The sequence below is a fragment of the Giesbergeria sinuosa genome (genome assembly GCF_042652905.1).
GTDB lineage: Bacteria > Pseudomonadota > Gammaproteobacteria > Burkholderiales > Burkholderiaceae_C > Simplicispira > Simplicispira sinuosa.
The window spans coordinates 44,389-64,674 of sequence record NZ_JBHSHJ010000016.1 but is presented as its reverse complement, the minus strand read 5'-3'; the positions used below and the strand labels follow the sequence as shown (position 1 = coordinate 64,674).

18 protein-coding genes and 1 pseudogene are annotated in these 20,286 nt (G+C 59.4%); 12 read left to right on the top strand and 7 right to left on the bottom strand.

Annotation, left to right across the window (positions count from 1 at the left end):
• Positions 1 to 2 precede the first annotated feature (2 nt).
• The 3 genes from rbbA to ACFO6X_RS15220 are packed head-to-tail and all read left to right on the top strand — an operon-like array spanning position 3 to position 5,615.
• Positions 3 to 2,756 carry a ribosome-associated ATPase/putative transporter RbbA gene (rbbA, locus tag ACFO6X_RS15230; RefSeq protein ID WP_382434709.1) on the top strand — a complete coding sequence of 918 codons (2,754 nt, stop codon included), beginning with the start codon at positions 3 to 5 and terminating at the stop codon, positions 2,754 to 2,756.
• The gene (locus tag ACFO6X_RS15225) at positions 2,756 to 3,892 is read left to right on the top strand and encodes an ABC transporter permease (RefSeq protein WP_382434707.1); all 1,137 of its coding nucleotides are present in this window, start codon (positions 2,756 to 2,758) and stop codon (positions 3,890 to 3,892) included. Before rbbA ends, ACFO6X_RS15225 begins: the two co-directional genes overlap by 1 nt.
• A 34-nt stretch (positions 3,893 to 3,926) precedes the next feature.
• Positions 3,927 to 5,615 (top strand): DUF4139 domain-containing protein, encoded by a 1,689-nt coding sequence (locus ACFO6X_RS15220; RefSeq protein ID WP_382434705.1) that lies wholly within the window; start codon positions 3,927 to 3,929, stop codon positions 5,613 to 5,615.
• Between the two features lie 75 nt (positions 5,616 to 5,690).
• Here the strand turns inward: ACFO6X_RS15220 and ACFO6X_RS15215 are convergent.
• Positions 5,691 to 5,789: pseudogene (locus ACFO6X_RS15215) on the bottom strand (IS200/IS605 family transposase); the annotation flags it as partial.
• 22 nt (positions 5,790 to 5,811) lie between these two features.
• On the opposite strand from ACFO6X_RS15215, the gene ACFO6X_RS15210 reads away from it, so the two are divergent.
• The 4 genes from ACFO6X_RS15210 to ACFO6X_RS15195 are packed head-to-tail and all read left to right on the top strand — an operon-like array spanning position 5,812 to position 8,451.
• Positions 5,812 to 6,882, top strand: a complete 1,071-nt coding sequence (locus ACFO6X_RS15210; RefSeq protein WP_382434703.1) for an RNA-guided endonuclease InsQ/TnpB family protein — start codon at positions 5,812 to 5,814, stop codon at positions 6,880 to 6,882.
• A gap of 29 nt (positions 6,883 to 6,911) precedes the next feature.
• Entirely contained in the window at positions 6,912 to 7,397 is a 486-nt protein-coding gene (locus tag ACFO6X_RS15205) for a universal stress protein (RefSeq protein ID WP_382434701.1), read from the top strand.
• Between the two features lie 14 nt (positions 7,398 to 7,411).
• Positions 7,412 to 7,933 carry a phosphatidylglycerophosphatase A family protein gene (locus ACFO6X_RS15200; protein WP_382434699.1) on the top strand — a complete coding sequence of 174 codons (522 nt, stop codon included), beginning with the start codon at positions 7,412 to 7,414 and terminating at the stop codon, positions 7,931 to 7,933.
• Positions 7,930 to 8,451, top strand: coding sequence for a CinA family protein (locus tag ACFO6X_RS15195; RefSeq protein ID WP_382434697.1), 522 nt, complete (start codon positions 7,930 to 7,932; stop codon positions 8,449 to 8,451). The genes ACFO6X_RS15200 and ACFO6X_RS15195 overlap by 4 nt, the downstream gene beginning before the upstream one ends.
• Positions 8,452 to 8,462: 11 nt before the next feature.
• Here the strand turns inward: ACFO6X_RS15195 and ACFO6X_RS15190 are convergent, their stop codons facing one another.
• Positions 8,463 to 9,107 (bottom strand): response regulator, encoded by a 645-nt coding sequence (locus ACFO6X_RS15190; RefSeq protein WP_382434694.1) that lies wholly within the window; start codon positions 9,105 to 9,107, stop codon positions 8,463 to 8,465.
• A 263-nt stretch (positions 9,108 to 9,370) separates the two neighbouring features.
• On the opposite strand from ACFO6X_RS15190, the gene ACFO6X_RS15185 reads away from it, so the two are divergent.
• From ACFO6X_RS15185 to ACFO6X_RS15170, 4 genes are all read left to right on the top strand, one after another.
• Complete coding sequence (locus ACFO6X_RS15185) at positions 9,371 to 11,638, top strand: chemotaxis protein CheA (RefSeq protein WP_382434690.1); 2,268 nt, start codon at positions 9,371 to 9,373, stop codon at positions 11,636 to 11,638.
• Between the two features lie 70 nt (positions 11,639 to 11,708).
• The gene (locus ACFO6X_RS15180) at positions 11,709 to 13,646 is read left to right on the top strand and encodes a HAMP domain-containing methyl-accepting chemotaxis protein (RefSeq protein ID WP_382434687.1); all 1,938 of its coding nucleotides are present in this window, start codon (positions 11,709 to 11,711) and stop codon (positions 13,644 to 13,646) included.
• A gap of 21 nt (positions 13,647 to 13,667) precedes the next feature.
• Positions 13,668 to 14,228 carry a chemotaxis protein CheW gene (locus tag ACFO6X_RS15175; RefSeq protein WP_382434684.1) on the top strand — a complete coding sequence of 187 codons (561 nt, stop codon included), beginning with the start codon at positions 13,668 to 13,670 and terminating at the stop codon, positions 14,226 to 14,228.
• Positions 14,229 to 14,237: 9 nt separating this feature from the next.
• Entirely contained in the window at positions 14,238 to 15,092 is an 855-nt protein-coding gene (locus ACFO6X_RS15170; RefSeq protein WP_382434682.1) for a CheR family methyltransferase, read from the top strand.
• Between the two features lie 11 nt (positions 15,093 to 15,103).
• Here ACFO6X_RS15170 and ACFO6X_RS15165 read toward each other — a convergent pair whose 3' ends face one another.
• Complete coding sequence (locus tag ACFO6X_RS15165) at positions 15,104 to 16,612, bottom strand: SulP family inorganic anion transporter (RefSeq protein ID WP_382434680.1); 1,509 nt, start codon at positions 16,610 to 16,612, stop codon at positions 15,104 to 15,106.
• 160 nt (positions 16,613 to 16,772) lie between these two features.
• On the opposite strand from ACFO6X_RS15165, the gene ACFO6X_RS15160 reads away from it, so the two are divergent.
• A complete protein-coding gene (locus ACFO6X_RS15160; protein WP_382434678.1) occupies positions 16,773 to 17,123 on the top strand; it encodes a NirD/YgiW/YdeI family stress tolerance protein in 351 nt (116 codons plus the stop codon).
• A gap of 28 nt (positions 17,124 to 17,151) precedes the next feature.
• On the opposite strand, the gene ACFO6X_RS15155 is transcribed toward ACFO6X_RS15160, so the two are convergent.
• The 4 genes from ACFO6X_RS15155 to ACFO6X_RS15140 all read right to left on the bottom strand — a co-directional run bounded on the left by ACFO6X_RS15155 (position 17,152) and on the right by ACFO6X_RS15140 (position 20,244).
• Positions 17,152 to 17,985: a UPF0149 family protein gene (locus tag ACFO6X_RS15155; RefSeq protein ID WP_382434676.1), complete on the bottom strand. Its 834-nt coding sequence runs from the start codon at positions 17,983 to 17,985 to the stop codon at positions 17,152 to 17,154.
• A gap of 66 nt (positions 17,986 to 18,051) precedes the next feature.
• Positions 18,052 to 18,537, bottom strand: a complete 486-nt coding sequence (locus ACFO6X_RS15150; RefSeq protein ID WP_382434672.1) for a putative toxin-antitoxin system toxin component, PIN family — start codon at positions 18,535 to 18,537, stop codon at positions 18,052 to 18,054.
• A complete protein-coding gene (locus ACFO6X_RS15145; protein WP_382434669.1) occupies positions 18,527 to 19,819 on the bottom strand; it encodes a THUMP domain-containing class I SAM-dependent RNA methyltransferase in 1,293 nt (430 codons plus the stop codon). The genes ACFO6X_RS15150 and ACFO6X_RS15145 overlap by 11 nt, the downstream gene beginning before the upstream one ends.
• Positions 19,816 to 20,244: an acyl-CoA thioesterase gene (locus ACFO6X_RS15140; RefSeq protein ID WP_382434667.1), complete on the bottom strand. Its 429-nt coding sequence runs from the start codon at positions 20,242 to 20,244 to the stop codon at positions 19,816 to 19,818. Before ACFO6X_RS15140 ends, ACFO6X_RS15145 begins: the two co-directional genes overlap by 4 nt.
• Positions 20,245 to 20,286: the final 42 nt, after the last annotated feature.

The following is a 20,286-nucleotide window of genomic DNA, read 5'->3' as shown; positions in this document are numbered from 1 at the left end:
ACATGGCAGCCACCAGCCCCCCCCCGGTGGTGCAACTGACCGATGTGGGCTTGCGCCACGGTGCTACCCAGGCGCTGCATGGCATCACCCTGGATATTCCAGCCTACTGCATGGTGGGGCTGATTGGCCCCGATGGCGTGGGCAAATCCAGCCTGCTGTCACTGGTAGCTGGCGCACGGGCATTGCAACAGGGCCAAGTGCAGGTGCTGGGGGGTGACATGCGCAGCACCACCCACCGCCATGCGGTGTGCCCGCGCATTGCCTATATGCCCCAAGGTTTGGGCAAGAACCTCTACCCTACGCTGTCGGTAGAAGAGAATCTGCAATTCTTTGGCCGCCTGTTCGGCCACAACGCTGCCGAACGCCGCCAGCGCATTGACCATCTGACACACCACACAGGTCTGCATCCGTTTCTAGACCGACCAGCGGGCAAGCTTTCCGGCGGTATGAAACAAAAACTGGGGCTGTGTTGTGCGCTGATTCACGACCCCGACCTGCTGATTCTGGACGAGCCCACCACCGGCGTTGACCCACTGGCACGGGCGCAGTTTTGGGGGTTGATTGCCGGTATCCGCCACACACGCCCCCAGATGAGCGTGATCGTAGCCACTGCCTACATGGACGAGGCCCAAGGCTTTGACTGGCTGGTAGCCATGGATGACGGGCAGGTGCTGGCTACCGGCAGCCCACAGCAACTGCTGGCACAAACTGGCAGCAACAACCTAGAGGCTGCATTTATCGCCCTGCTGCCACCCGAGAAGAAACACGGCCATGCGCCAGTGGAAATGCGCCCACTGACCGCCACCGAACCCCACGACATCGCCATTGAAGCCCAAGGGCTGACCATGCGCTTTGGCGATTTTGTGGCTGTGGATCATGTGGACTTTCGCATCCAGCGCGGTGAGATTTTTGGCTTCTTGGGCTCCAACGGCTGCGGCAAATCCACCACGATGAAAATGCTGACGGGGCTACTGCCTGCCAGCGAAGGCCAAGCCTGGTTGTTTGGTCAACCCGTCGATCCCAAAGACTTGGCCACCCGTCGCCGCGTGGGCTATATGTCACAGGCGTTCTCACTGTATGGCGAGCAAACTGTATTGCAAAATCTGGTGTTGCACGCGCGCTTGTTCCATGTGCCTGAATCTGAAGTGCCCCGGCGCGTGCAGGCCATGATCGAACGCTTTGACCTACAAGACGTGCAGCACAGCCTGCCTGATGCTCTGCCGCTGGGTGTGCGCCAACGCCTGTCGCTGGCCGTGGCAATGGTGCATAGCCCAGAACTGCTGATTTTGGACGAGCCCACCTCGGGCGTCGACCCGGTGGCCCGTGACAACTTCTGGCAACTGCTGATAGAGCTGTCGCGGCGTGACCGGGTGACTATTTTTATCTCCACCCATTTCATGAACGAGGCCGAGCGTTGCGACCGCATCTCGCTCATGCACGCAGGGCAGGTGCTGGTCAGCGCACCGCCCGCACAAATTGTGGCCCAGCGCGGTGCTGCCTCCCTAGAAGCCGCCTTTATCGCCCACCTGCGCGATGCCCACGGCGAGGCAGACACCACCACCGCACCGCCTTCTATGGCAGCCGCCGCTGACCGGCCTGACGCCCACCACACCCCAGCCCCCCAACCTGCATGGTTTAGCTGGGGGCGGGCCATCAGCTATATGTGGCGCGAATGGCTAGAACTGCGCCGCGACCCAGTGCGCGCCACGCTGGCACTGCTGGGCACGGCGCTGCTGATGTTCATCATTGGTTATGGCATCAACATGGATGTAGAAGACCTCTCCTATGCCGTGCTTGACCAAGACCAGACCAGCCTGAGCCAAAACTACGCGCTACACCTGTCGGGCTCACGCTACTTCATCGAAAAGCCACCCCTGCACAGCCACGCCGAGCTTGACCAGCGCATGCGCAGCGGTGAGATTGCGCTGGCCATCGAGATTCCGCCGGGCTTTACCCGCGACTTGCAACATGGCCGCACCGCCCAAGTGGGTGCCTGGGTAGATGGTGCCATGCCACAGCGGGCCGAGACCATCCGCGCCTATGCCCAAGCCATCCACCTGACATGGCTGGCCGACTTGGCAACGCACCGGCTGGGACAAGCCAGCCAAGCCCTGAGCCAGATCGAGACCCGCTACCGCTACAACCCCGATGTGCGCAGCCTACCGGCGATGGTGCCTGCGGTGATTCCGCTGCTGCTGATGCTGATTCCAGCCATGCTGGCGGCGCTGTCGGTGGTGCGCGAGAAAGAGCTGGGTTCCATCTTGAACCTGTATGTCACGCCAGTAACGCGGGCTGAATTTTTACTCGGCAAGCAGTTGCCCTACATCGTGCTGGCGATGTTCAATTTTGCCCTGATGACGCTGTTGGCCGTCACGGTGTTTAACGTACCACTCAAAGGCAGCTTGGCTACGCTGACTGGCACGGCGCTGTTGTTTGTCATCTCGTCCACCGGCTTTGGTCTGCTGGCCTCTACCTTTACCAAAAGCCAAATTTCGGCCATGTTTGTCACCATGATCGGCACCCTGATTCCCTGCATACAGTTTGCTGGGCTGATCCACCCGGTGTCATCGCTGGAGGGCACGGGCGCTTTCATTGGTCACATTTACCCAGCCACCCATTTTTTGACCATCAGCCGAGGGGTGTTTAGCAAGGCGCTGGACATCAGCCACCTCTGGCCGTCTCTGTGGCCGCTGCTGCTGGCCGCACCCGTGATTGTGGGCACAGCGATTTTGCTGTTGAAAAAGCAGGAGTCCTGATGCGCATCCACACCGTCTCTCTTGCCAATATCTACCGCCTAGGGGTGAAGGAGTTGTGGAGTCTGGCGCGCGACCCGATGATGCTGTTTTTGATCGTCTATACCTTCACGGTGTCGATCTATGTTGCAGCCACCGCCATGCCCGAGAGCCTGCACAAGGCGGCCATTGCCATCGTTGATGAAGACAGCTCGGCGCTATCGGCACGCATTGTTAGCAGCTTTTATCCGCCGCACTTTCTCACCCCCCGGCTCATTACGCTGGCCGAGATGGATCAGGGCATGGACAACGGTGAATTTACCTTTGTGCTGGATATTCCGCCCAACTTCCAGCGCGATGTGCTGGCCGGGCGCTCTCCGGCCCTGCAGCTCAATGTCGATGCCACCCGCATGAGCCAAGCCTTTACTGGCAGCGGCTATATCCAACAGATGCTCAGCACCGAAGTGGCCGAATTTGTGCAGCGCCACCGGGGCGTGGCTACGTTGCCCGCCGAGCTGAACGTGCGCTTGCGCTTTAACCCCAATCTGGAGCCAAGCTGGTTTGGCTCCCTCACCGAGATCATCAACGCCGTCACTATGCTGTCGGTCATCCTCACAGGGGCAGCGTTGATCCGCGAACGCGAGCATGGCACCATCGAGCACCTCTTGGTCATGCCCGTCACCCCCGGCGAGATCATGCTGGCCAAGGTGTGGTCAATGGGGCTGGTGGTGTTGGGTGCCGTGCTGGTGTCGCTGATTTTGGTGGTGCAAGGGGCACTGCAGGTGCCCATACAAGGGTCGGTCGCGCTGTTCATGTGGGTGGCGGCGTTGCATCTGTTTGCCACCACATCGATGGGGATTTTTCTGGCTACAGTGGCACGTTCTATGCCACAGTTTGGCATGTTGCTGGTACTGGTGCTGCTGCCCTTGCAGATGCTTTCGGGGGGCACTACACCGCGGGAGAGTATGCCCATGCTGGTGCAAAACATCATGCTGATCGCACCCACCACCCATTTTGTGGCAGCCGGGCAAGCGATACTGTACCGGGGGGCGGGTGTAGACGTGGTCTGGCCGCAAATGCTGGCAATCATCGCTATTGGCAGCCTGCTGTTTGTCGGCGCCTTGCGACGCTTTCGCAAAACGATTAGCCAAATGGCCTAAAAACGTATTGAGTGCAGATTTTCAGGAGGCTCCCTTGAACCGATTGTCTTTTTTCTGGCCCCGTCCGCTGGCGGTGGCCCTGTTCAGTGCCACGGCTTGCCACAGTGGCTATACCGCCCCCACCACCGCACCAACCGCTGACACCAACGCTGCCTCGCACATTGCCAAAGTCACGGTGTATCCCGGCAGCGCCACTGTGGAACGGGTGGCCCGTGTCGCATCAGGGGCACGCAGCTTCACCTTCACCTGTTTGCCCGCGTCTTTAGACAGCGCCAGCCTGCAAGTGCAGGCCGATGCGGTCGTGCGCATCGGTGAGTTCCATGTCGACACCAAAGACCGCGACGTGACGCCAGAATGCGCCAGCCCTCTGGAGGGCCAAATCCGCACCCTGGAAGACCAAATCGCCCAAGTCAAGGCAGAGATGGAGGCATTGCAACTGGCGCAACGTTATTTGGGCAACGTGGCCGGTACGCCCCCCAGTGCACCTGCTGAGGGCAAACCAGATACCCGTATGGCCCCCACCACCAGCGCCACACAAGTCACTGCCACGGCAGAGGCGCTGCGCCAATCAGCGCAAAACGCTGGGCAGCGCACCCACCAATTGGCGCGGCGCCAACAAGCCCTAGACTTGGCCCTCAAGCCGCTGCTGGCCGAGCAAGGCCGCATTGCCAGTTTGCGAGCACAGGTGGTGTCTGTGACCGTGAATTTAGCCACTGCACAAGAGGCCGAATTGCGCCTGTCTTACCAAGTGCGTGGCCCTGGCTGGCAACCCAGCTACCGCGCTACCTTGCAGGCCGACAAAGCCACGGTGCAATTGGAACGGTTGGCCTTGGTAGCCCAGGCCAGCGGTGAGGATTGGAACCATGTGCAGCTCACGCTGTCTACCGGCCAGCCGGGGCGCTCCACCCAAGGGCGCTTGCCCAGACCTTGGACGCTGGATGTAGCCCCGCCACCCCGCCCCGCCATGTCTGCCGCTCCGATGATGGCTATGGCACCAGCCCCTGCCATGCGTGACAGCATGGCCCTCAAACACAGCGGTGGTAGCACCCCAGAGGCCATGCCCCGCTTTGATGTGAGCGTGTTTGACAAGGGTTTTGCCACCGAATTTGCAGTACCCCAGCGCATTACCGTGCCCTCCAGCGGCCAGCGCGTCACACTGGCATTGGGCAGCCACCAAACCAACGCACAGTTAGTCACCCGTATCGCCCCCGCCGAGGAAGAGGCAGCCTATCTGGTCGCGCAGCTACAACCGCCCCCGGGCGTCTGGCCTGCTGGCCCAGTAGGCCTGTACCGCGATGGTGCTTTTGTTGGCACCGGACGACTGGACTTTGCCGCTGCCACCGCCGACAGCACCCAAGGCAGCAGCCTATCCTTTGGCCGCGACGAGTTGGTGCGGGTGCGGGCCACCGCGCCAGAAGACATGACAGGCAGCACGGGCCTGACTGGCTCGCGCACCGAGCGGCGCACCCGGCGCAGCTACCACATCGACAGCCGCCACAGCACCCCCATTGCGTTGCAAGTGCTACATGCCGCCCCCATCTCACGGCACGAGAAAATCGAGGTCGAATCCCACTACCAACCAGCCCCCAGCAGCCACACTTGGAATGGTCAAAATGGCACCATTGTCTGGCAACAACCGTTGGCAGCTGGTGCAAGCGCCAGCTTCAACGCCGAACACACCATTCGCTACCACAAAGAGCTAGAGCTGTTGGAGCACCACTGAGCGGCCGCCCCGCCTCTTTTGTTCACCCAGAGCGCGGGAAGCCTCGGGGAGAGTGCGGACGCCGTAGGCGTCCTCATGGGGCGTTTGCTGTTCTTGGATGGATTGTTTAAAAATACCAATCGGCGCACCTGCGCAACTTGAGGCAAAGTACGAGGGCGACCATAGACCACCCCTGCGTTTAAGCATAATGCACAGCATGAATTGCACCAAAACCCTGCGCCTACGCATCAAAGATAAACACGCTCGCGTGCTATCTGCGATGGCGCGTGAGGTTAATCAGGTCTGGAATTTTTGCAACGAAACCAGCCACCGCGCCATCCGTGAGCGTCATCAGTGGCTTTCGGGCTACGACCTGCAAAAGCTAACCAACGGTTTCAGCAAGTGTGATGGCATACACATCGGTTCGCCCACCGTGCAGCAAGTGTGTGAAGACTATGCCAAGGCCCGCAGGCAGTTCAAAAAGGCCCAGCTGCGCTGGTGTGTCTCCAACCCCCAGAGCAGCAAATACAGCTTGGGCTGGATTCCTTTCAAAGCGCGGGCCTTGCAGTACAAGGCAGGGCAAGTCGCCTTTGCCGGACAGAAATTCAGCCTTTGGGATAGTTACGGCTTGGCAGACTATGAGCTACGTTCTGGCAGTTTTAGTCAGGACAACCGGGGGCGTTGGCATCTCAATATCGTAGTCAAGGCGCAAGCCAAGCCTACAGTGGCAACGGCCAGTGTGGGTATCGACTTGGGCCTGAAAGACTGTGCCACGGCGTCAAACGAAAAAAAAGAGCATGGCCGCTGGTATCGCCAGCATGAATTGGAACTGGCTAAAGCACAACGGGCGCATAAAAAGCACCGGGTCAAAGCCATCCACGCAAAAATTGCCAATCAGCGCAAAGATGCGCTGCACAAATTCAGCACCACGATGGTGAGAGAAAACGCCGCCATCTTCGTGGGCGACGCAGCCAGCGCAAAGCTGGTCAAAACAAAAATGGCCAAGTCCACACTGGATGCGGGCTGGGCCACGCTCAAGACGATGTTGGAATACAAGAGCCATCAGGCCGGTATCGTCTTTATGGAAGTGAACGAAGCGTATTCAACCCAAACTTGCTCGTGCTGCGGGAGCATACCCGCCAGCAGTCCGAAAGGTAGGGCGGGTTTGCGAATAAGGGAATGGACGTGCAGCGATTGCGGTGCGGTACACGACCGCGACGTGAATGCAGCACGCAACATTCTCCCGGCGGGGCATCGCCGTCTAGCAGTAGGAATCTCCGGGGTTTAGCCCGGAGAGGATGTCAAAGGATAAATGCCATGTATTCCCGTATTCTGGTGCCTTTTGACGGCAGCCCCACCTCCGAACAAGCCCTGAAAGAAGCCGCTGGGCTGGCCCGGCTGGCCGGTGCGCAGTTGCGGCTGCTGCACATCGTCGATCCACTGGCCCACATTAGCGGCTTTGAGCGCCCCGAAACCTACAGCCAAGACGTGCTGCCGGCGGCGCTGCGCACCGCCCAAGCCTTGCTTGATCGCGCCTGTGAGCAACTCCACAACCAAGGCATCCGCAGCGATAGCCAATTGCTGGAAAATCTGGATGCCAGCGTGGCCCAACTGGTGGTGGAACATGCTCGGCAATGGGGCGCACAACTGATCGTGCTCGGCACCCAAGGGCGGCGCGGTTTGGAGCGCCTGCTCATGGGCAGTGATGCAGAACAAATTGCCCGTACCTCCCCAGTGCCTGTGCTGCTGGTGCGCCAGCACACCCCCGCCGCCCCCGCGGCCCCCACCCCCAGCGTGCCCTGACTCCCTGCCACTCTATGCCCGTGCAATACGATGCCCCTCCTGTGGCCCTGACCACCCGTTTCCTGCTGGTGCATCCGGCCCACTTTATTGCTTTGGGCTGTGGTGCTGGCTTGGCCCGCACCGCCCCCGGCACCGTAGGCACGGCGTGGGCATGGCTGTCTTTCTTGCTATTGCAACACTGGCTCGATCCGCTGCGCATGGGGCTGCTGATTGTGTTGGCAACGCTGGGGGGATGGTGGGCATGCACCGTCACGGCGCGGGCCTTGCGCGTAGCCGACCCCGGTGCCATCGTTTGGGACGAGGTGGTGGCTTTTTGGCTGGTGCTCTGGCTCGCCATGCCCATGGGTTTTTGGGGCCAGTTCACCGCCTTTGTGCTGTTTCGCTTTTTTGACGCCGTCAAACCCGGCCCAGTGGCTTGGGCCGACCGGCTCTTCAAGGGCTTTGGCTGGCGCGGGGGCTGGGGCATTCTGTTCGATGACTTTGTCGCCGCCTTTTGCACTTTGCTCGTGATCGCGCTTTGGCGCTTTTTTACATGACCCTTCCCACCTTCACAGGCACCGATGCCAGCACACTGGCCCATGTGCTGGCCTCCATCGCCACGGCATTGCAGGCCCGCCAGTGGACACTGGCCACCGCCGAGAGTTGCACGGGCGGCTTGATTGCCGCAGCCTGCACCGATCTGGCAGGCTCTAGTCTCTGGTTTGAGCGCGGCTGGGTCAGCTACTCCAATGCGGCCAAAACAGAACTGCTGGACGTGCCCGCCGATGTGCTCGCCACCCACGGCGCTGTCAGTGAGGCCGTTGCACGGGCCATGGCCGAGGGGGCATTGGCCCACTCTAGCGCCCAAGTCAGCTTGGCCGTCACCGGCGTGGCTGGCCCCAGCGGCGGCAGTGCCGACAAGCCAGTCGGCACCGTCTGGTTTGCATGGTGTGTTGCCGGACGCACCCACAGCCAGCGGCAACAGTTTCTTGGTGAGCGCCACGATGTGCGCGCAGCCACCGTGGCCCACGCACTGCATGTGCTGCAGACCTTGGTGCAGGCCACCGCCGCGTGATGCAGCAGCACTTAGCTCACTGTCATACCGTGGCGCACCGCATATTTGAGCAAATCAACGCTATTGCGCAAGTCTAGCTTTTTCATCAAGTGCATCTTGTGGGTGCTCACCGTCTTGGGGCTCAGGTGCAACTCTTGGGCAATCTCCCCCAGCGACAGACCGGCGGCAATGCGCTCGAGCACTTGCAACTCCCGTGGCGACAGCCGTCCTGGTGCGCTCTCAGCCTCCATCTTGCCGCCATAGCGGAACACCACCGCATCGACCAGTGCCGGATCAATAAAGTGCCCCTTGGCCGCAATTTTATGAACGGCCTCCACCAGCACCGCAGGGGCGCAATTCTTGCTCAGATACCCCGCCGCCCCAGCACGCAACACACGGGCCACCACATCGGGGTCGGCATGCATCGACAGCACCAACACCGGCAACTGCGGATAAAACAGTTGCAACCGCTTGAGCAACTCCACACCACTCAAGCCGGGCATGGACAAATCCAACACCAACACATCTACGGTGCAACCCGGCAACAACTCCAGTAGTTCTTGACCATCTGCGGCCTCTGCCACCACAACGATATTGCCCGCTTCCAGCAAAAGCTGGCGCAAACCGCTGCGCACAAGCTGGTGATCATCGGTCAGAACGACATGGACAGGGTGCATCCTGCTACTCCCTTTCAAGATATAGGCTCCTTACCAGCTCAGTATTACCTGATGATGAATCAGTATCCACTGAAGCGCAAATCAGCAAGTAACGGATATTCAGCACTGCACACAATTCATAGCATGGATCATGTCCTGCACTGTGGCTACAGCCAACGTGGTTTTTATAGACAATAGCTATTGTCTATGGATTCCTGCATCTGGCCTGACACGGATACGTGCAGTAACATAAACCGACCCATCCACTTTGAGGGACGTTGCACATGAATCTGGACGACGCTCTCCAAACCTTCATCGGCGAAAGCCGTGAACTGCTGGAAAACATGGAGGAGGCGCTGCTGCGCATTGAGCAGACCCCCGGTGACAACGATTTGATCAATGCAATTTTCCGGGCAGCGCACACCATTAAAGGTTCGGCAGGGTTGTTTGGAATCGACCATCTGGTGGCCTTCACCCACCATGCCGAAAACGTACTCGACAAGGTGCGTGCTGGCGAGTTGCCCATCAGCCGAGAATTGGTGGCTTTGCTGTTAGAAGTCTGTGACCATATCGGCACCCTGATTGATTTAGTCGCCAGCAACCAACCCCCCAGCTCCGAAATCCACCAACACAGCCAAGCCTTGGTAGAGCAGCTCAAGGCCAGCGACCAAAACAGCCACCACGCCCAAGCCACTGCACCACCAGAGGCGTCTTCTGCACCGGCACCGATGGCTACTTTGACCCACGCCAGCCCCGCACCTGATGCCACAGTGGGAGACTACGCTACCACCAGCCATTGGCATATCTCCCTGCGCTTTGGCCGCGATGTGTTGCGCAATGGCATGGACCCGGTGGCCTTTCTGCAATATTTGGGCACTTTGGGCCAAATCATTCACATCGTCACCCTGAGCGACGCCATTCCTGCCGCCGACGACATGAACCCAGAGGACTGCTACCTTGGGTTCGAAATCTGCTATGACAGCCAGGCAGAACAGGCCGCGATTGAAAACGTCTTCGAATTTGTGCGTGACGAGGCCCAAATTCGCATCCTGCCCCCGCACAGCCCACTGCCCGATTACTTTACCGGCCATGATGACTCGCCCGCAGACCTGTTGCGACAAAGCGAATGCCTCGTGCAATGTGCCAGCCTCACCCGTGCCGAGGCCCAAGCCTTCTTGCACCGCCCCGAAACCCCACCCCCACCCACTGCGGCCCCGGTAGCGGCACCGGCCCCAGCGCCTGCCAGCAGCACCAGCACGGCCATCACAGCGCCACCACGGCCCAAAGAAAACAAAAGCACAGATGCAGGGCTGATCCGCGTCAATGCACAAACTCTGGACGAGCACATCAACCTGGTCGGAGAGCTCATCATTGCCAGCGCCAGCATTAGCCTATGTGCCTTCAAAAGCGGCGCACCCGAGCTGCTGGAGGCCGCCTCCGTGATGAACCGCTTGGTGGAGGAGGTGCGCGATTCGGCCTTGCAACTGCGCATGGTGCAAATTGGTGCCACCTTTAACAAGTTTCAGCGTGTGGTGCGCGATGTCTCTAAAGAAATCGGCAAAGACATCGCACTAGAAGTCAGTGGGGCCGAGACCGAGCTGGACAAAACCGTGGTCGAAAAAATCAGCGACCCCCTCACCCATCTGGTGCGCAACTCGATGGACCACGGCATTGAACCAGCCGAAGTGCGCTTGGCCAGAGGCAAACCAGCCCAGGGCACCTTGCGACTGCACGCCTACCACGATTCGGGCAGCATCGTGATTGAGGTCTCTGACGACGGCGGAGGGCTGCCCAAAGAGCGCATCTTGGCCAAGGCCATTGAGCGGGGGCTGGTCAAGCCCGAACAGCCACTGTCCGACAGTGAAATTCACAACCTCATTTTTGAGCCGGGGTTTTCTACCGCCGAAAAAATCAACAACCTGTCGGGGCGGGGTGTGGGCATGGATGTCGTGCGCCGCAACATCATGGCCCTGCGCGGAAGCACCGAAATCGAGAGCACCGAGGGCGTAGGCACCACCATCCGCATTCGCCTGCCCTTGACCCTGGCCATCATCGACGGTTTTTTGGTGGGAGTGGGTCACTCCTCCTTCGTCATTCCGCTGGACATGCTGGAAGAATGTGTCGAACTCACTGCCCAAGAGATGCAGGCCGCCCAAGGCCGCGACCAACTCAACCTGCGTGGCGAAGTCTTGCCCTTTATCCGACTCAAAGAATTGTTTGCCATAGCCGATGCGCCAGCACCAGCACCAGCGCACGAGGAGGCCAACACCGCCACGACAGACCCAGAACTGGCCTTTTTGTTGCAACCCGTGGTGCGAGAAAACGTGGTAGTGGTCAGCTATGCAGGCCACCGGGCGGGGCTGGTGGTAGACACCTTGCAAGGTGAACACCAAACCGTGATCCGCCCACTAGGAGCCGTTTTTCAAGGAATTGCTGGCATCAGTGGCTTCACCATTCTGGGTTCGGGCCGCGTGGCATTGATCATGGACGTGCCCAGTCTGGTGCGCTATGTCACCCACCGGGATGCCCACCAATATCGGAGTAGCACCTGAGCACCCAACGATTTGCCATACAGAATCACAGTTATTCTTTGCCCATTGCACAAGGAAAAGGTGTTCCACAATGAAATTCACCATCACCAAAAAGATGGGCCTGCTGGCTGGATCGGCACTGATTGGCATTGCGATGCTGACCGCCATGGCTCAGCACAATATGGATCGCGTCTTCGAGGCAGCCAACTTCACCAGCGACAACACCGTGCCAGCATTGGTCATCTTGGCAGATGTGCAAAAGCATTTTCTCAATTTACGAGTCAGTGCCAACCGGCTCATCATCGTTAACAAAGAGTCCGATCGGATGGAGTTGGAGAACAACATCCGCAAAGACCGTGAAGGCATTCTGCAAGGGCTCAAGGATTACGAAAAGACCATTGCCGATGAGAAAGACAAGTCCCTCTTTCTGCAAGTGAGCAAAATCTATGCAGAGTATGAGCCGTTGCTGCTCAACGTTACCCAAGAAGTTCACAATGGCCCAGAAGGCATCGAAAAAGCCAAGGCCTTCACGATGCAGGCCGGTCTGATCGGCACACGGCTCGAAAGTGCCCTGGAAGAGCACTTTGGCTACAACGTCACGATGGGCAAGAAAGGCATTGCCGATGCTGTAGCCACCAAAGAGCGTGCCCTGACCCTCTCACTGCTGATTGCCGCTCTGACGCTGCTCACGGTGGGCATGATCAGTTGGGTGGTCACCCGCTCCGTGCTGCGCCAGCTCGGTGGCGAGCCTGACGAGGCCGCCCACATCGCCAACCGCATTGCGGTGGGTGATTTGAGCAGCAAGATCGCGCTCAGGCACGGTGACAGCACCAGCCTGCTGGCCGCTATGCAAGGCATGACACAGTCGATTCAGGCCGTACTGAACGATACCAATGTCTTGATTCAATCGGGTGCCGATGGGCGCTTGCATGTGCGTGCCGATGCCAGCAAACACCAAGGAGATTTCAAGAAGCTGGTGGATGGCATCAACCAAACCTTGGACGGCATCACTGAACCCATCGACAAGGTGATTGCCGTGATTGGCGACATGGAGCGTGGCGACCTGACCCGAACAGTGCAAGGGCACTACAAAGGCGAGATCAAGAACGTCCAAGACAGTGTCAACAACATGGTGACCAAGCTGGCACAAACCATCACCGAGGTCAACACCACGGCAGAAACCTTGGCCTCTGCCACCGTCCAAGTGTCCTCCACATCGCAAGCCCTGTCACAGGCTGCCAGTGAGCAAGCCGCCTCTGTAGAAGAGACCTCCGCCTCCATCAATGAGATGGCATCTTCCATCCAACAAAACACCGACAACGCCAAGATTGCAGACAGCATGTCTGCCGAAGGCAGCACCAAAGCGGCTGAAGGGGGCCGGGCAGTCAACGACACCGTGGTGGCCATGAAGCAAATTGCCAAAAAGATCGGCATCATCGACGACATTGCCTACCAAACCAACCTGCTGGCCCTGAACGCGGCCATTGAGGCAGCACGGGCGGGCGAGCATGGCAAGGGCTTTGCCGTGGTGGCCGCAGAGGTGCGCAAGCTGGCCGAACGCAGCCAAGTGGCGGCACAAGAAATCGGCCAACTGGCTGTCAATAGCGTGGGCATGGCCGAAAAGGCTGGCAAATTGCTCGATGAGATCGTGCCCGCTACGCAAAAGACAGCCGATGTGGTGCAGGAGATCACCGCAGCATCCCAAGAGCAAACCGTGGGTGTGAACCAGATCAACACGGCCATGAGCCAGTTGAGCCAGATCACACAGCAAAACGCCAGCGCCTCCGAAGAACTGGCCGCCACGGCAGAAGAGATGTCAACGCAAGCCATCAACCTGCAAGAAATCATGTCTTTCTTCCAAGTGGGCGGGCACTCCTCCATCACCCCCAAGCCCACCGCATGGAAGGCGGGCAAGAAACCCGGCACTGCCAGCGCACAACGCACAGCCGTGGCCCACATTGCCTCGGCCCGGTCGAACGCTTTGGCAGACACCAGCAGTCCCGACGAATCGCATTTCGTGCGTTTTTAGTCCACCCCAGCGGAGGCGGCCATGACCAGCCAGACACTGCCAAGCCTTGCATCTTCGTCCGCACTGGCCCAGGATGCCGTACTCGCTGCGGGCACCGACCCGCAGCAGTACCTCACCTTCCATCTGGGGGCGGAGATGTTTGCGATGAGCATTCTGGCGATTCGGGAAATCATCGAGTACCACGCACTGACCGAGGTTCCACTGGTGCCCTCGTTGATTCGGGGGGTGATCAATTTGCGTGGCAGCGTGGTGCCTGTGGTGGACTTGGCCGTGCGCTTTGGGCGCACCCCCCACCCGGTGAGCAAGCGCACCTGCATTGTGATTGTAGAAACCGCTAGCGATGACAACACCTCAGACAGTGCCAGCCAGCACAAAATGGGCATGGTGGTGGATGCTGTCTCAGAGGTACTGGAAATTCCTCCCCAAGCCATTGAGCCAGCGCCCGAGTTTGGCACCCGTTTGCGCACCGATTTCATCAGGGGCATGGCCAACATCAACCAACAATTTGTGGTGTTGATTGATATAGACCGCATCTTGTCACTGCAAGAAATTGCCGTGCGTTCGGCACTTCGATCTGAGTAAGGCCATGCTATGGGAGACTTTCTGCTGTATGGTGAGGACTCCATCTCCAGCCGGGAGTTCTCTCAGTTCCAAAAGCTGATTTTCGATATGGCAGGTATCAGCCTGTCCGAGGCCAAAAAGGTCTTGCTGGTTGGGCGCTTGGCCAAGCGGCTGCGTGCATTGGGACTGCACAGCTTTGGTGACTATTTTCAGCACCTGAGCCAAGCGGCCCAAGCCCAAGAGCGCCAGACAATGGTGAATCTGATCACCACCAACGAGACCTATTTTTTCCGGGAACCACAGCATTTTGATTTTCTACGTGCCAAGGCTGCGCGCTGCGGGGCGCGGGGCACGTTTCGTGTCTGGAGTGCTGCCTCCTCCAGCGGCGAGGAGGCCTACAGCGTGGCCATGGTACTGGCCGACACTTTGGGCACGCAAGCCTGGGAGATTGTGGGCACGGACATCAGCACCAAGGTGCTATCGGCTGCCCGCCGGGGGCTGTATTCGCTCGAGCGCACCAGCGGCATCCCCAAGGCGTTGCTGAAAAGATACTGTCTCAAGGGCATCATGGATCAGCAGGGCATGTTGCTGATCTGCCGCCAATTGCGCGAGCGCACCCAGTTCATGTACTGCAACCTGCTAGAGCCACAGCATGTGCCTGGCAGTTTTGATGTGATTTTTCTGCGCAATGTGCTGATCTATTTCAACCACGAGACCAAACAAAAAGTCATTGCCAACCTGCTGCCCTACCTCAAACGCGATGGACACCTGATTGTGGGGCACTCCGAATCGCTGCATGGTATTACAGGAACGCTGGTGACCGAACAGCCCACCATCTATCGCCTCGTCTCTCACACTGCCACCACGCCCACAGGGCTGCACTGAGACCGTTTGGCTCAAGGGGCGGTGTGGGAGTCTGGGCGCTCGGGACGTTGCAGATCGATCAGCACGGCACTGGCCTCGTTCAAACCAACCACATGGACGGTGCAACCGTGGTGGCGCAGGCGTGCAATCACCTTATCCAGTGCCGCCACCGAGGTGATGTCCCAAAAATGGGCTTGCGAGACATCAATGCACACTGGGCGCTGCTCGGCACTGCGCACATCAAACGCCTCAACAAACGCATCAGCAGAGGCAAAGAACACTTGCCCCGTTACCCGCCAAGTGCGCAGGCCCGTGGTGGCATCGTCTGTGCTGTGCACTTGCAACATCCGCGACACCTTAAAGGCAAAGAACACCCCACTGAGCACCACACCCACCGTAACGCCAGCGGCCAAATTGTGTGTGGCAATAGTGACCACCACCGTCGCTAGCATCACCGCACTGGACAGGCGTGGATGGTGCCACAGCGTGCGCAAAGACTTCCAGTCGAACGTTTCTACCGACACCATCACCATGATGGCGACCAGTGCAATCACCGGCACCTGCGACACCCAAGGCTTGAGCAGCACCATCAAAATCAACAAAAACACACCCGCAAACAAGGTAGAGAGGCGCCCACGCCCACCATACTTGACGTTGCCCACGGCTTGACCAATCATGCCGCACCCGGCAATGCCGCCAAAACAACTGGCGGCGATGTTGGCCAGCCCCAAGCCGGTGCATTCTCGATTTTTGTTGCTAGGGGTGTCGGTCAACTCATCCACCACAGCAGCCGTGAGCACCGATTCGAGCAGACCCACAAAGGCTATCGCCAAAGCAGGCAAGGCAATGATGCGCAAGGTTTGCCAGTCCCAAGGCACCTCAGGAAACGCCCACAATGGCAGGGCTTCGGGCAACTGGCCCAAATCGGCCACGGTTGCCAAGGGCAAGCCCAACAGGCTGGACAACAGTGTGAGCAATAACACGCACACCAAAGGCGGCGGAATGGCCGTCAAGGCCCGCCAGCCCAACAGTGCCCCGCAACGGGGCAGGCCATAAATCAGCAGCAGGCCCAATGCCAACATAGCCAGCGTGGCAGCATTGGCACCGCCCAAATGCGGCCACTGTGCAGCAAAAATCAACACCGCCAGCGCATTGACAAAACCCGTCCGCACCGAGCTGGAGACAAAGCGCATCAGCACGCCCAACCGCAGCAAGCCAAACAACACTTGCACCAACCCAGCCAGCAACCCAGCGGCCAACAAATAGCCTAGGCCATGCGACTGCATCAACGGTGCGGCCACCAGTGCCACCGATCCTGCTGCGGCTGACACCATCGCCGGGCGGCCCCCAGCAAAGGCGATGACGATGCTAATGACAAAAGAGGCAAATAAGCCTACAGACGGATCGACCCCCGCCACAAACGAGAAGGCAATGACCTCAGGAATCAAGGCAAAGGTGGCTACAGCCCCAGCCAGCAACTCGCGCGTAATGCCAGTAGGCGCCCATTCAGAGCGCCAGCGGCCTAATACAGGAATCGTCATGCGATTTATCCGGCGCGCGTACAGCGCACCTTTTTCTTTTCAACAAAAATCGGCCCCGGCCTCCGATGGGCTGACCACAACGGGCCACCACACCGTTAATGCGGCGATCAGACAAGGCCCACACAATGCGGCTATCGACAGCATTCACAGGAACCTTACCATGCCCGCCAAGACCCTTGCCACCTTGACCGCTACCCTGCTTTTGTGTGCCAGCGCATTGGCCCAAACCGCTGCAGGCGGTTTTACTGGCCCCGCCACCGTGGTCACGGCAGAGCACACCAAGTCTTTGGCCGACGATACCCCAGTGACCTTGCGCGGCCAGATTGAGCGCCACCTGGGGGGAGAGAACTACCTCTTTCGTGACGCCACCGGCACCATAGAGGTAGAAATTGATGCGCGCCACTGGAGCGGCCAGAGCGTGTCACCACAAGACAAGGTAGAAATCTCGGGCGAGGTGGACAAGCACTGGACATCGATAGAGATCGACGTCCAGCGCCTGCGCAAACTCTGAGCCTCAGCGGCTGCGCAGCGGCAGTGGCTCAAGCGCCACAGCACTTCTTGTATTTCTTGCCGCTGCCACAGGTGCAAGGATCATTGCGGCCTGGCTCGGGGGCTTTGCGAACGCTCTCCACCCGTGGCCCCATGCTTTGCCACAGCTGGCGCAGGTCATACACCGCAGCCAACGCATCACTGAAGTCATCCAAACGCCGATCACTGATGGTGGCAGGGCCGTTCTCATCGTACAGGTTCACACTGGGTTTGCCTGTGTCGTCCTCGGTCAGGGCAACGATGCCATCCAAAGCGTCGTTGAGCCACTGTGCAGCCTCTTTGTCGCGCGGTGCAGCCCACTCCTCGGGCCAATTTTCTACCGCAAACATAAAACCCAAGGCCCACACTTGGCCCAACGAGGGAATATCGTGGGCCTCAATCTCGGCACGCTCTGCCTCGGGCAGGCTGGCCACCACGGCACGCACATCTTCCACTTCGGGGTGAAAGGCGTTATCTTCGGTGCGCTGCTCCACTGGCAAATCCAGCGATTCCTGCACGGCCTGCCAGCGCCGGCCAAACAACTCCAGAAAACGGGCCTGTTGCTCTGCGTTGGCAAAGACTGGCAACTGCGGCAAGGGCTGGTCTGGGGCCACCTCCAGCACCTCGCCATCACCCAACAGCATGGGCAAGTATTCATTCGGGCCAATCAGACGGCGGCTACACACCAGCGCCGTCAGAAAGCCATCACAAAACTCCCATTGCGGGATTTCTTCGGCACGGGTGCGCAAATCCTCCAGCAAAGCATCTAGCTCGTCGAGTTCGTCAGGGGTCAGGCCACGGGCTGCAGGGGGTTCAGCGGGCTGGGCAGAAATAGGGCTGTTCATCAAAAATCCTTGGGGTACTGCAATCGCAGGGTAGAGAATCAGGAAAGTGTAGTCTGCGGCCACCGCTCATGGCGCCACCATCGGGGCAACCACCAGTGTGGTGGCAACATGGGCATCGTGGCGCAATAGCAGCCGTTTGCGCATACACAGCACGGCTTTGTCTTTGCTCAACAGCACCGCTTGACAGGTAGCGGCCAAATCGATGAACTTCTGGTCGTCGGGGTCTTTGCACACCGCTGGCACACGGGCTGGCACCTCCTGCCATTGCACCTGCTGTGCATAGGCTTGTAGCACCTGTGCCTGCGTGAGGTCATAAAACGCCACCCGCTTGGCAATTTGCGGATAGGCCAACACGCGCTCCAGTTCATCGTGCATAGGACGGGTAGCCACCCAGCGCAGACTGCCCTCTCGCAAGCACTGGCGCACCGGGATCATGGCCGGATCGTTGAATACCAACAGATCGAGCACGATATTGGTGTCGAGCACCAAGGCGCGCGGTAGCGGTGCTGCTGTGCCCTCCACCACCAAAGGCCAACGCAGTTCAACCCGCATGCTGGGGTGCCCCTGCTGCTGCAACCGGCTGGCGGCGTGGCTTGGTCGAGCCTTGCACCAAATCAAAGCGGAACAGGCGGCATTCAATCGGGCCGTTCCACATGGGCACGCGGCGCGATTCTTTCAGGCGCATTTTGCCGGGCAGTTTCAGGTCGGGGGTGAGCATCCATGCTTGCCAGCCGGTATAGTTTTTCTTCCAATGGGCAGCCAGTTGCAGGAAAAACTCGCCGCCATCTTCCGTCTGTGCCACTTCGCGGCCCACAGCCGCCCCCCCAGCGCGTTCAGCGGCCCGGTCGTGGGCATTGCGCCCGGCACTGCCAGCGGCGGCAATCCGTTCGCCATAGGGGGGGTTGAGCAACATCAGGCCGGGCTGTGCGCAGGGGGGCATCCGCTGCAAGGCATCGCCACCGCGCAATTGCACGGCAGCGGCCACGCCTGCCCGCTCGGCATTGCGCTGGGCAAAATCGACCATACGGTGCGAGACATCGCTGCCAAAAATGGGCACTGGGCTGGCTTGTTCGGCACTAGCGGCTTCGTTCTTCAGGGCGTTCCAAACATGGGCTTGGAAGGGCAGGAGTTTTTCAAAGGCAAAGCGGCGGCGCATACCGGGGGCAATGCGGCAGGCGATTTGGGCAGCCTCGATCAGCACCGTGCCACTGCCGCAGCAGGGGTCATACAGGGGCAAGGGGGTCTCGCCCTCTGGGTTCCAGCCGGTGGCGGCAATCATGGCGGCGGCCAAAGTTTCTTTCAACGGCGCATCGCCTTTGTCTTCGCGCCAGCCACGTTTGAACAACGGCTCGCCCGAGGTATCGATATAAACGGTGGCTTGGTCGGTGGTCAGGTGCAGGTGGATACGCACATCGGGCCATTGGGTATTCACATCGGGGCGCACACCCGTTTTGGCGCGAAAGCGGTCAGCCACCGCATCTTTGATGCGCAAGGCAGCAAAGTTCAGGCTGGTCAGGGGGCTGTGTTGGGCCGTCACCTCGATTTTGAAACTCTGGCGTGGCGTGAACCAAATCTCCCAAGCCACGCTGGAGGCCATCTCGTACAAATCGTTTTCAGAGCGGTACGGACGGTGCGCCAATTGCACCAACACGCGCTGTGCCAGGCGGCAATGCAGGTTGAGCAGCAGTGCATCACGCCAAGAGGCGCGCAGCAACACGCCGCCCCGGCCTGTGAGCAGGTCGTGGCCGGTCAGGCCGGTGAGTTGGTGTACCTCATCGGCCAAAAAACCCTCAACGCCCGCCGCACAGGGCAGAAAAATTTGCAGTTGGTTCATGCTTGCCCCAACTTGGCTAGCAAAGCCGCAGGCAGCACACGCACTTTGTGGTCTTGTGGGTCGGTAAACACCAGCCCTTGCTTGCCCTTGGCGACGGCACGGCCTTGGCTGGCTTCGGTGATACGAAACACCAAATCAAAGCCGTATTTGTTGAAATCTGCCGGGGCCATCTCGATGCGCAAGGTCTCGCCATACAGGGCTTCAGACTGGTATTGCACCACCACATCACCCACCACCAGCGCCAGCCCTTCGGCATCGCGGTCGGTATAGCCCAACGAAGTAAAAAAGCGGGTGCGGGCCTCGCCCACCAGCGCCAGCAACTGGGCGTTGTCCAAGTGCTGGCCGTGGTTGATATGGCCGATGTAAATGGGCAGTTCGGTAGAAAAAGTGAACTGCGATGGCAGTTCAAAAACAACGCGGGCCATGTGACGCCACTCCTGAGCAAAAACAAAGCGCGATGGTCGCAC

Excerpts from the sequence above, each read along its gene's own strand:
- ACFO6X_RS15190 (WP_382434694.1), bottom strand. The coding sequence starts at position 9,107 with ATGCACCCTGTCCATGTCGTTCTGACCGATGATCACCAGCTTGTGCGC.
- ACFO6X_RS15145 (WP_382434669.1), bottom strand. The coding sequence starts at position 19,819 with ATGAACCAACTGCAAATTTTTCTGCCCTGTGCGGCGGGCGTTGAGGGT.
- ACFO6X_RS15150 (WP_382434672.1), bottom strand. The coding sequence starts at position 18,537 with ATGCGGGTTGAACTGCGTTGGCCTTTGGTGGTGGAGGGCACAGCAGCA.
- ACFO6X_RS15195 (WP_382434697.1), top strand. The coding sequence starts at position 7,930 with ATGACCCTTCCCACCTTCACAGGCACCGATGCCAGCACACTGGCCCAT.
- ACFO6X_RS15165 (WP_382434680.1), bottom strand. The coding sequence starts at position 16,612 with ATGACGATTCCTGTATTAGGCCGCTGGCGCTCTGAATGGGCGCCTACT.
- ACFO6X_RS15180 (WP_382434687.1), top strand. The coding sequence starts at position 11,709 with ATGAAATTCACCATCACCAAAAAGATGGGCCTGCTGGCTGGATCGGCA.
- ACFO6X_RS15140 (WP_382434667.1), bottom strand. The coding sequence starts at position 20,244 with ATGGCCCGCGTTGTTTTTGAACTGCCATCGCAGTTCACTTTTTCTACC.
- ACFO6X_RS15155 (WP_382434676.1), bottom strand. The coding sequence starts at position 17,985 with ATGAACAGCCCTATTTCTGCCCAGCCCGCTGAACCCCCTGCAGCCCGT.
- ACFO6X_RS15205 (WP_382434701.1), top strand. The coding sequence starts at position 6,912 with ATGTATTCCCGTATTCTGGTGCCTTTTGACGGCAGCCCCACCTCCGAA.
- ACFO6X_RS15210 (WP_382434703.1), top strand. The coding sequence starts at position 5,812 with ATGAATTGCACCAAAACCCTGCGCCTACGCATCAAAGATAAACACGCT.
- rbbA (WP_382434709.1), top strand. The coding sequence starts at position 3 with ATGGCAGCCACCAGCCCCCCCCCGGTGGTGCAACTGACCGATGTGGGC.
- ACFO6X_RS15160 (WP_382434678.1), top strand. The coding sequence starts at position 16,773 with ATGCCCGCCAAGACCCTTGCCACCTTGACCGCTACCCTGCTTTTGTGT.
- ACFO6X_RS15200 (WP_382434699.1), top strand. The coding sequence starts at position 7,412 with ATGCCCGTGCAATACGATGCCCCTCCTGTGGCCCTGACCACCCGTTTC.
- ACFO6X_RS15185 (WP_382434690.1), top strand. The coding sequence starts at position 9,371 with ATGAATCTGGACGACGCTCTCCAAACCTTCATCGGCGAAAGCCGTGAA.
- ACFO6X_RS15225 (WP_382434707.1), top strand. The coding sequence starts at position 2,756 with ATGCGCATCCACACCGTCTCTCTTGCCAATATCTACCGCCTAGGGGTG.
- ACFO6X_RS15170 (WP_382434682.1), top strand. The coding sequence starts at position 14,238 with ATGGGAGACTTTCTGCTGTATGGTGAGGACTCCATCTCCAGCCGGGAG.
- ACFO6X_RS15175 (WP_382434684.1), top strand. The coding sequence starts at position 13,668 with ATGACCAGCCAGACACTGCCAAGCCTTGCATCTTCGTCCGCACTGGCC.